Here is a 9,624-nt window from a genome sequence, read left to right as displayed (position 1 = left end):
ACCCCGAACCCCCCGCACGGCCACGAGGGGCCGGGTGACGTCCTGAGCGTCGCCCTGACCTGGGCATTCAACATCACCGGCCATCCCGCCCTCAGCGTCCCGGCGGGGCTGACGGCTGCCGGCGAGCCGGTGGGACTGCACCTGGTGGGCCGCCGGGACCGGGAGACGGACCTGCTGGCCGCCGCGACGGCGATGGAGGGGACCGCCAACGCCCCGGTGTGAATAATTCGGGGCATGCTGAGAATCGGATCACTGGTGCTGGGTGTCGAGGACGTCGAGCGGGCCGTCGCCTTCTGGACACGGGCGCTGGGCTACGCGCCGCGCGAGGAACCGGAGAAGACCTGGGCGGTCCTGGTGCCCGCCGACGGCATGGCCGGAGCCCAACTGGCGCTGATGCGCAGCGACGTCCCCGTCCAGCCCCACCCCCGGGTCCACCTCGACCTCTACGCCGACGACGCCCGGGACCAGGCCGCCGAGGTGGAACGGCTGGTCGCCCTCGGCGCGCGGCGCACCGACTGGGACCTCTACCCGCAGGACCCGGACTTCGTGGTGCTGGAGGACCCCGACGGCAACCGCTTCTGCGTCATCGACATCTCACGGGAGTCCTGAACCGCCCGCCCCCCGACGGGGTCCCACCAGCCGGTCCAGGTGGTACTCCAGCACGGCCCGCGCGTCCTCCAGGGCGCGCCGGCCGTGCAGCACGTCCATGCCGAGACCGGTCGCGCCGGCCACCAGCAGATCCGCCTCGCGGACCGGGTCCAGGCCGGGCGCCGCCGCGCCCGCGGGGTGCGCCGCCCCGAGCAGGGCGGCCACCAGGTCCTCCAGCGGGTGCTCGTCCGGCAGGAACACCGCCGCGAGCGCGGGGTCGGTGAGACTGCGCGCGTAATAGGCGTTGAACACGCGGAGCGACAGGGCCCGTTGGGCGTCCACCGGAAGGAACTCGCCCAGCACGGAGGTCAGCAGCGCCCGGGGGTCGTCCGTGCCGGACGGGATCCGCCGCCGGGCCTGCCGTTCGTTCTCCGCGTGCAGCCTGCGCAGCGCGTCGACCAGCAGGTCGTGCTTCGAGCCGTACTGGTACTGCACCGCCCGGAGGGACATGCGCGCCGTGGCGGCGATCCGGCGCATGCTCGCGGCCTCCAGTCCGTGTCCGGCCGCGATGTGCCACACCGCCTCGGCGATGCGCTGCCTCCGGGCGGTCCGGGCCTCGCTCCCGGGCACGTGCGGCTGCGCCTGTGCGGCCGCGTCCGCCCTGCGACGCCGGTAGGCCCTCGCCTGGCAGCTGCGCGAGCAGTACAGCGGGGGCCGCCCACGGCCCGCCGGCACCACCGCGTCACCGCACACCCGGCAGGAGCGCCGGTTTTCGTCACGCACGCATGCCTCCCGCGAGGGTTGTCGAATGTGTGAGGAAAGGGCTTTTCCTCCTGCTGTCCTCCACTGTTCCATGGATACGGCTGTTCCATGGATACGGCCGTAACGCGGGACAGGTCGAATCCGAGGGAGTTGTCGTGAAGTACGAGGTGACGCAGGTGGCCGGCATGATCCTTCTGGCCGTCGCCGGGCAGGGGCTGGTGCGGTCGGTGGTGGATCACGAGGACCTGGGCCTGCTGGGCCCGCTCCCCGGCGGGTTCGCCCCCGCGGTCGCCGTGTACGTGGTGGCCGCCCTCGCGGGGGCGCTCCTGGCCGGCTGGGCCCACCGCCGGGCGCGGGCGCTCGGCCGCCGGGGGTGAACGTCGGCCGAGGGGGTCACCCGGTGGGGGCGAACACGCAGAACTCGTTGCCCTCCGGGTCGGCGAGGACGTGCCAGTGGATGTCCTCGTCCGGGCGGCGCAGCAGGGTGGCGCCCATGGCCAGCAGGCGCTCCGGGTCGCCGGTCACGTCGAGGTGCATGCGGTTCTTCGTCGTTTTCGGCTCGGACACCTGGTTGAACCAGATCAGCGGGCCCGCACCGTCCGGGTCGACGACGGGCACCGGCCAGTCGGGCTGGGGCTCCGTGCCGTCCGGCGACCCGCGCCGCACGTAGCCGAGCGCCGCGCACCACCAGTCGGCGAGGGACTGGTGGTCCACGGCGTCCAGACAGAGGTCCTTGAAGCGGGCGGGAGCGGCCGGGAGATCGGTCATGGCCCCATCCAAGCAGGGCCAACCCGGCGCCGGGGCTCATACCGTGGCGTCGAGATCCCCGGCGTAGAACTCGATCGCCCGCCGGTAGGCGCGCACGCCGGGGTCCTCGCTGGTGGAGGCGAGGAGCCGGAGCAGGAGCGTCATGGCCTCGTGGTGACCGCCGGCGTTGTACAGGGCCATCGCGAGGAAGGCGCGCAGGGCGCCGTCCTCGGGGAACTCCTCGGTCGCCTGCCGCAAGGTGCGGACGGCGTCGGCGAGGCGGCCCAGCACCCGGTAGGTGCTGCCGAGCCCGAGGAGTGCGCCGCGCCGGTCCTCCCGGGGAAGACCGGGAAGGGCCACGGCGCGCTCGTAGAACGGCACCGCCTCCGCCTCCAGCCCCAGCACGTCGTGGGCCCAGGCCGTCTGGTAGGCGACGGAGGCGTCGCCGGGGAACTCCGCGCACAGGGCCAGCAACGCCCGCCGGGCCGCCTCCGGTTCACCGCCCTCCCGCAGACGCACCGCCTCCGCGAGGCGGGCCGCGGCGTCGGCCGGGAGCGGGCCCGCCGTCACCGTCCTGCGCATCGCCACACGAGGCCTGAGGTCGAGCCCACGCGCGGCCTCCTGGGCCCGGACGGCACACAGCTGCGGTCCCCACTCCTCCTCGGGGCAGGGCGTGAAGCCGAGCCGGGCGTAGTACGGGGCGTTCCACGGGACCTCGGCGTAGGTGGTCAGGGTCAGCGCGGGCACCCCGTGGGCCGCGGCGTGCCGTTCCAGGTGCTCGATGAGCGCGCGGCCGAGCCCTCGGCGTGCGTGGCCGGGGTGGACGGTGACCTGCTCGACGTGGAGGGCTCCGTCGACCGGTTCGGCCACCAGGTAGGCGACGGGCGCGTCCGCCTCGTCCACGGCCACCCAGGCGAGACCGGCCTTGCGGTACCGGTCGAGCACATCCAGCGGGAGCGGTTCGTCGTCCGCCACGAAGGTCATGCCGATCTCGGCGAAGAGGCGTCCGGCGGCGCGCTCGACGTCCTGCAGCGCGGGCAGGTCCTGGGGGCGTGCGGGTCTGATCGTCGTCACCCCCGGATTCTCGCCGGGAACCGGCCGCGGGCCCACCGAATTGCGCGCCGCCGGTGATTTGGCCGATGTGACACCCGGGCGGCGCGGCCATCGTCTGCGGGACGGGCGGGCGTCCGGCCCGCCCCGGAGAGGAGCCAGACGCACATGAGCGCATGGCGCAGAACGTCGCGGGTCCTGCTGGCCGCCCTGGCCGCCGCCACGCTGGCCGGGGCGCCCGCCCAGGCCGCACAGGGATCCGGGGCCACCGGCGCGCAGGGGCGCGAGGCCGCGGCCGCGCGGGGTCCGGGGGCCGCGGCCGTGCAGGGGCCGGGCGCCGCGACCGCGCGGGCGGACGTGCCGACCGTGCGGACGCTCCCCGGCACCGTGCCCGGGGACCCCAAGGCGCCCGCGGTCGAGGACACCTACCCCTGGATGTCGACGGTCACCGACCTCGCGTCCGCCGGGTACGTCGAGGAGGAGTTCGAGATCGCCGGGAAGGCCGACGCCTACGGCACCACCGGCGAACTTCTCGCCGAGGACGTCCCCTACCGCACCCGGATGATCGTCCGTCGCCCCGCCGACCCGCGGGACTTCAACGGCACGGTCCTCACCGAATGGCAGAACGTCACCGCCGGCTACGACCTGGACGCCCTGTGGAGCCCGGACCAGATCCTGCGCGAGGGCTACGCCTGGGTCGGGGTCTCCGCCCAGCGGGTCGGCGTGGACCAGCTGCGCGGCTGGAGCCCGGCCCGCTACGGGAACCTCGACGTCACCGGCGGCGGGCGGTTCACCGCCGACCAGCTGTCCTACGACGTGTTCGCCCAGGCCGCCCGCGCGCTGAAGAGCCGTCAGGGCGGCGCCGCCCCGCTCGGGAAGCTGCGGGCCAGGACCGTGCTCGGCGTCGGCGCCTCACAGTCCGCGATGCGGATGACCGTGTACTACGACCACGTGCTGCCGCGCACCGCGCCCGTCTTCGACGCCTACGCCTTCGTGGTCGGCAACGCCCCGGCCCGCAAGGGCGCCGAACCGGTCCTCCAGGTGCTCTCCGAGACCGACGTGCGCACCCCCGCGCGCCGGGCCGACGACGACCGGTTCCGCCGCTGGGAGGTGGCGGGCACCGCGCACTCCGGCTGGAACGGCCAGGAGTACCGGCGGCCCGTGCTCACCCGCGACCTCGGCGCCGCCCCGGAGTACCGCTGCGCGCGGCCCCCGTTCAGCAGGGTTCCGCTGCACCACGTGGTCGCCGCCGCCTACGGGCACCTGACCCGCTGGGCCGAGCACGGCCTGCTCCCGCCGTCCGCCCCGCCGCTGGAGTTCGCGGCGGACGGCACCAAGGCCCGCGACGAGCTGGGGCTGGCGCTCGGCGGCATCCGGCTCTCCCAGGTCGAGGCGCCCACCGCGGTGGACACCGGCGACAACGCGGGGGAGACGTTCTGCTTCCTCTTCGGCAGCCACGAACCCTTCACCGAGGAGAAGCTGGACGAACTCCACCCCACCCACGGCGGCTACGTCGCCCAGGTGGCGCGCACCGACGCCCGCAACGTCCTCGCCGGCTACCTCCTCCCCGGTGACGCCCGCGACAACCTCCGCCGGGCGGCCACCTCCGAGGTCGGTCGCTGACACCCCGAACGCCCCGTGGGCGGCGGCCCGAGGCTCGCCGCCGCCCACGGGGTCCCACCGGTCACCCGGTGCCGACGAGGCCGAACGCGAACACCGCGAACCCCGCCGAGAGCACCCCGGCCGCCCACAGCGGCCACCCGGCCCGGCCGCCCGTCCGCCACGGCTCCTCGAACCGCCGGGTCCGGCGCGCGAGCACCACCAGGAGCACCGCGAAGACCGGCAGCCACAGCAACCGTGCCGCGATCCAGGCCAGGGAGTCGGGAGCCGCGGTCAGGCCCGGGACGGCTCCCACGAGAGGGGCCGCGAGGGACGCCGGCGCCGCCGCCGAGAACATCGCGGTCTGGTGCCAGCAGAGAATCGTCATCGCCGACAGGTTGACCACGACGACCGGCGCCCACAGCGCCGGCCTGCGCAGGCAGCGGCCGATGCGCCCGTGCAGCAGGATCGCCGCGCCGCTCTGCGCCGCCGCGAGCGCGAGCACCAGCAGCGACGGCGGGTGCGAGTTGGTGCGGTCCTCGCCGGGCACGCCCACCATGGACGCCGGATAGCCGAAGACGAGCAGCAGGAGCGCGAACAGGGCCGCGCCGAGGGCGAGCAGCACCAGGGCGCCACGCCTGCCGAGCCTCCTGTCGCCCCAGGAGACGCCCAGTTGGTAGGCGAACATCCAGCCCGGCAGCAGGTTCAGCACGCCCAGCCAGGAGGGCACGGCCTGCGCGTACGGGCCGTAGCGCAGAAGGTCCACCACGGCGACGGAGACGAGGAGCGGGGCGGCGGCCCAGGCTCCCAGGCGCCGGGAGGCGCGGACGCAGTACGGGGTGAGGGCCGTGATCACGGTGTACACGCCGACGAACCACAGGGGCTGGATCACCAGCGTGGACCCGGTGCGCAGCGTCGTGGCCGGCACGCCGAGCGCGTACAGGACCGGAACCAGGGCTCCCCACACGGCCGTCACGCCGAGCACCGGCCGTCCCAGCCGGGCGACACGGCCGCGCAGCCAGGCGCTCGAGGACCTCCCGCGTTCCCGGGACCTGCGGTACGAGAGGACCGAGGCGTACCCGCCGACCAGGAAGAAGACGCCGAGCATCTGCAGCACCCAGCTCAGCGGGGCGAAGGCACTGAACGAGGAGAGAGGGCTCGCGTTGCGCAGCGCGCCGCCCGCGTCCAGGGTGAAGCCGCCGAGCAGCCAGTGCCCGGTGGGCACGGCGAGCAACGCGAGGGCGCGCAGACCGTCCACGGCGCGGTCACGGTCGGCGGGGGTCCTGGCGTCGACGGCGGCGGCCGCCCGGGCGAACCTCCGCCGGAGGCCGGCCCGGCCCGAGGACGCAGGTGCTGCGGGTGCGGGTGCGGGTGCCGCGTACGCGGGCGCCGTGGACGGAGCCCCCATCGGCGGTGCCGGGGGTGCCGTGGGCGGCGTCGGCGAGGCCGGCGGCGTGGTGGTGGAGGGCGCGGTCATGCCGCCACCCCCAGCGCGATCCGGGCGAACACACGCAGCGAGTCGGTGCCGGGCGCGAAGTACCCGCTGTGGCCGCCGGCCCGCTCGGCGGGCACGCGCCGTGCGCCGAAGTCCGGCGCGGCCGGGTCCGCTCCGTGTCCGAGACCGAGCACCTCCACGTGCGGGACGCGGCCGATCCAGTCGTCCGCGCTCCTGGCGGCCCATACCCGCGCCGTCGTCCGCAGATCCCCGACGCCGTCCGCGCGCATGCCCGGTGACCCCGCGACGACGATGTCGGCGGCGGGCATGTCCCGCGCGCCCAGCCCGCACACCACCGAGCCGTAGCTGTGGCAGAACACCGCAGGCCTCGGCGCACCGGCCGCCACCAGGCCCCGCACGAAGCGGGCCAGCCGCGGCGCACCCGCCTCGGCGAGCCGGCCGGTGGCGGCGTCCGGGCCGAGTCCGACCGGGGTGGTGTACCCGGCCCAGGCGACGACGGCCGTGCGGCCCCCGGTGGCGGCGTACAGGGAGCGGGCCATGCCGGTGGGTGTGCCGTACCGGTCCCCGGCGCGGTCGAAGGTGTCCAGGTCGATGTCGGAACCGGGCACGACCACCGAGACGTGTTCCGCGCGGGTCAGGTCACCGTGGACCTCGGCCACCTGGCCGCGTCCACGCGGATCGAAGGCGATGATCTGCCGCCCGCCCTTTCCCCCGCCGAGCAGCCCCGCACAGCGATCGGCGCGGGTGCGCGCCGTCCGCCGTTCCTGGTCGGTGAGCGCCGGGTCCTGGGCGCGTGCCTGCTGCCGGTCCCGCTCCTCCGTGAGCGCCAGCGCGTTCGCCTCGTACCGCAGGGGGGCGGGCACGCCGTCGAGGTTGCCCACCACGAGGGGGTGACGGCGGATCAGCGTGCGCCGTTGTGCCGGTCCGAGCCCGGCGAAGAACGCCGCCACCCGGTCGGGCGTCGCGGTGACGGGGTCCGGCAGGGGCCCGAAGCCGCGGTCGGCGCGCCAGGCGCCCGTGCCGGGGACGGGGCCGGTGACCGCCCGCTGCTCCTCGCCGGCCGCCAGGCCCGTGGTGCCGGCCACGACGCACGCCGCGAGCGCGGCGGCGACCGCGGTCCGCCTGCCACGCCTCTTCCATATCTCCGCCCGCAGTCGCATGGTCCGTCTCCCCTGTGGTGTCCGTCTGTCGTGTCGACGGAGGGAAGGTAGGGATACGCCCTGCCGCGGGACGTCACGCCGGGGAGCCAAGTGGCGGGTGCTACCCCGGTCTGCCCTGCGGGGCGCGGATGCTACCGGGGTAGGGGGTGGGTCGCGGCGACCCCGCCGGTCGCCGGACTAGCCGGCGTCGCCCGGCGCGACGAGTCCGGACTCGTAGGCGAAGATCACCGCCTGCGCCCGGTCGCGCAGGTGCAACTTGGCGAGCACGCGCCCGACGTGGGTCTTCACCGTCTGCTCGGCGAGCACGAGCCGTCCGGCGATCTCCTGGTTGGAGAGCCCGCGGGCGATCAGTTCCAGGACCTCGGTCTCGCGGGGCGTCAGCGCGTTGAGGCGCAGCGCGGGGTTCCCGCGGGGCACGGGGCGCTGCTTGGCGAAGTCCGCGATGAGACGGCGCGTGACCGACGGCGCGAGCAGCGCGTCACCGGAGGCCACCACGCGCACCGCCGCGATCAGGTCCGCGGGCGGCGCGTCCTTCAACAGGAAGCCGGAGGCGCCGGCCCGCAGCGCCTCGTACACGTAGTCGTCGACGTCGAAGGTGGTCAGCATCAGCACCCTCGGCCGGTGCACGACGCCCGGCGGCGGGTCCAGCAGCGCACGGGCCGCGGCCAGCCCGTCCATCCTCGGCATCCGCACGTCCATCAGCACCACGTCGGGCAGGACGGAGCGGCTGACCTCGACGCCCTTCTCGCCGTCCGGCGCCTCGCCCACCACGTCGATGTCCGCCTGCGCGGCGAGCAGCGCGGCGAAGCCGGCCCGGACCATGGCCTGGTCGTCGACGATGATCACGCGGATGGTCACGGAGTTCCCTTCGGAGAGTCGTCGGCGTCGTCGCCGTGCTCGGCGTCGCCGCGCAGGGGGAGCCGCGCCGCGACGCGGAAGCCCCCGTCGGGCAGCGGTCCCACGTCGAGCGTGCCGCCGGTCAGCCGTACGCGTTCGCGCATTCCGATCAGACCGTGCCCGGTGCCGTCCTGCTCCAGCGGGGCGGCGACCGGTTGGGGCGGGGAGCCGTTGACGACCAGCGCCGTCAGGTCGGTTCCGTCCGAGGTCAGCGAGACCTTGGTCGGCGCCCCGGGGGCGTGCCGCACCACATTGGCGAGGGCCTCCTGCACGATGCGGTAGGCGGAGAGCTCCACGGCCTGGTCCATGTCGCCCGGGTCTGCCGTGAGGGACAGCTCGGCGGGCACCCCGGCCCGCACGGTCGCCTCGACCAGTTGCTGCAGCCGGTCCAGCCCGGGCTGCGGGGCCCGTTCGCCCCCGGTGTCCTCGTTGCGCAGGACGACCAGCAGCCGCCGCATCTCGTGCAGCGCCTCCCGCGCGCCCGCGGCGATGCCGGCGAACTCCTCCAGGGCCTCGGGAGGCAGGCCCTGGACACGGTAGGGCGCGGAGTCCGCCTGCACCGTGATCACCGACATGTGATGGGCCACGACGTCGTGCAACTCCCGTGCGATGCGCGCCCGCTCCTCGAGAAGGGTGCGCCGGGCCCGCTCGGCCCCGCTGATGCTCTCCTGCTCGGCGAGCCGTTGCCGCGCCTCACCGCGCGAGCGCAGTGCATAGGTCACGACCAGGGTGATGCCGCTGAGCACGAACAGCAGCAGATGGATGCCGTCGGTCTCGCGGCGTCCGGCGGCCTCGAAGACCAGCCCCGCCGCGCCGGTGGCGAGCCAGACCGCGATCAGCGTGCGGCGCGGCGCGCGGAGCCCCAGCAGCACCATCAGCGGCACGTAACCGAGCACGGACATGGGAGTCCAGGGCCAGCTGCGGTCCCCGGCGTCCGCACCGGCCGTCATCACCAGGCCACCCAGGACGTCCGCGGCGAAGACCACCCACCACGCCGCCAGCGGGCGGGTCAGGGCGAGGAAGAGGGGGGCGGTCTGCGCGGTGGCGAGGGCGCCGGCCATCGCCCCGTTCACGTCGTAGTCCTGAACGAGGACGGTGACCGTGACCGGCAGCAGGGACGCGACGAAGCCGAGGACGACCACGTACGGCGAGAGACGGACCCACCACGTGCGCGCCCCGGCGAGCGGGGGCCTGCCGGGGTCGGACGGCACCACGAGCGCCTGCCCGGCCTCCCGCAGCCCTTCGCGCAACGCCGTCAGCCAGCCGCCGCCGACGGGAGGTCGGGGCTGGAGCGGTCCGGATTCCATGAGGTGATCAGACTATGCGGACCCAGGAGGAGTGTCACCCCGGACCCCGGGCCCGGAC

Annotated in this window: 11 protein-coding genes and 1 pseudogene; 4 read left to right on the top strand and 8 right to left on the bottom strand. The window is 75.2% G+C overall.

Features of this window, described 5'->3' with window-relative positions; all coding sequences use genetic code 11:
- Together ACOV8S_RS22445 and ACOV8S_RS22440 are read left to right on the top strand one after the other, a co-directional pair.
- Positions 1-222, top strand: a 222-nt coding sequence (locus ACOV8S_RS22445; protein WP_448319759.1) for an amidase family protein, incomplete at its 5' end; no start/stop codon positions are given.
- A gap of 12 nt (positions 223-234) precedes the next feature.
- Positions 235-609 carry a VOC family protein gene (locus ACOV8S_RS22440; protein WP_448319758.1) on the top strand — a complete coding sequence of 125 codons (375 nt, stop codon included), beginning with the start codon at positions 235-237 and terminating at the stop codon, positions 607-609.
- Here ACOV8S_RS22440 and ACOV8S_RS22435 read toward each other — a convergent pair.
- The gene (locus ACOV8S_RS22435; RefSeq protein ID WP_448319756.1) at positions 595-1,371 is read right to left on the bottom strand and encodes a TetR/AcrR family transcriptional regulator; all 777 of its coding nucleotides are present in this window, start codon (positions 1,369-1,371) and stop codon (positions 595-597) included. The genes ACOV8S_RS22440 and ACOV8S_RS22435 overlap by 15 nt on opposite strands.
- Before the next feature lie 134 nt (positions 1,372-1,505).
- Between ACOV8S_RS22435 and ACOV8S_RS22430 the strand changes: the two genes are divergently transcribed.
- Positions 1,506-1,727 carry a hypothetical protein gene (locus ACOV8S_RS22430; RefSeq protein WP_448319754.1) on the top strand — a complete coding sequence of 74 codons (222 nt, stop codon included), beginning with the start codon at positions 1,506-1,508 and terminating at the stop codon, positions 1,725-1,727.
- A 16-nt stretch (positions 1,728-1,743) separates the two neighbouring features.
- Here ACOV8S_RS22430 and ACOV8S_RS22425 read toward each other — a convergent pair whose 3' ends face one another.
- The 3 genes and pseudogenes from ACOV8S_RS22425 to ACOV8S_RS22415 all read right to left on the bottom strand — a co-directional run.
- Positions 1,744-2,118: a VOC family protein gene (locus ACOV8S_RS22425; protein ID WP_448319752.1), complete on the bottom strand. Its 375-nt coding sequence runs from the start codon at positions 2,116-2,118 to the stop codon at positions 1,744-1,746.
- Between the two features lie 36 nt (positions 2,119-2,154).
- The gene (locus tag ACOV8S_RS22420) at positions 2,155-2,679 is read right to left on the bottom strand and encodes a tetratricopeptide repeat protein (protein WP_448320117.1); all 525 of its coding nucleotides are present in this window, start codon (positions 2,677-2,679) and stop codon (positions 2,155-2,157) included.
- A gap of 87 nt (positions 2,680-2,766) precedes the next feature.
- Positions 2,767-3,081: pseudogene (locus ACOV8S_RS22415) on the bottom strand (GNAT family N-acetyltransferase); the annotation flags it as partial.
- Positions 3,082-3,315: 234 nt separating this feature from the next.
- Between ACOV8S_RS22415 and ACOV8S_RS22410 the strand changes: the two are divergent.
- Positions 3,316-4,770 (top strand): alpha/beta hydrolase domain-containing protein, encoded by a 1,455-nt coding sequence (locus ACOV8S_RS22410; protein WP_448319751.1) that lies wholly within the window; start codon positions 3,316-3,318, stop codon positions 4,768-4,770.
- 61 nt (positions 4,771-4,831) lie between these two features.
- Here ACOV8S_RS22410 and ACOV8S_RS22405 read toward each other — a convergent pair whose 3' ends face one another.
- The 4 genes from ACOV8S_RS22405 to ACOV8S_RS22390 all read right to left on the bottom strand — a co-directional run bounded on the left by ACOV8S_RS22405 (position 4,832) and on the right by ACOV8S_RS22390 (position 9,566).
- The gene (locus tag ACOV8S_RS22405) at positions 4,832-6,004 is read right to left on the bottom strand and encodes an acyltransferase family protein (protein ID WP_448319749.1); all 1,173 of its coding nucleotides are present in this window, start codon (positions 6,002-6,004) and stop codon (positions 4,832-4,834) included.
- 215 nt (positions 6,005-6,219) lie between these two features.
- Positions 6,220-7,362: an alpha/beta hydrolase gene (locus ACOV8S_RS22400; RefSeq protein WP_448319748.1), complete on the bottom strand. Its 1,143-nt coding sequence runs from the start codon at positions 7,360-7,362 to the stop codon at positions 6,220-6,222.
- Positions 7,363-7,539: 177 nt separating this feature from the next.
- On the bottom strand, positions 7,540-8,220 hold the full coding sequence (locus tag ACOV8S_RS22395; RefSeq protein ID WP_448319747.1) for a response regulator: 681 nt from the start codon (positions 8,218-8,220) through the stop codon (positions 7,540-7,542).
- On the bottom strand, positions 8,217-9,566 hold the full coding sequence (locus tag ACOV8S_RS22390; RefSeq protein WP_448319745.1) for a sensor histidine kinase: 1,350 nt from the start codon (positions 9,564-9,566) through the stop codon (positions 8,217-8,219). Before ACOV8S_RS22390 ends, ACOV8S_RS22395 begins: the two co-directional genes overlap by 4 nt.
- Positions 9,567-9,624 lie beyond the last annotated feature (58 nt).

The organism is Streptomyces sp. CO7 (assembly GCF_053474865.1).
The sequence above is the reverse complement of the archived record's forward strand: the minus strand, read 5'-3'. Positions and strand labels throughout refer to the sequence as shown.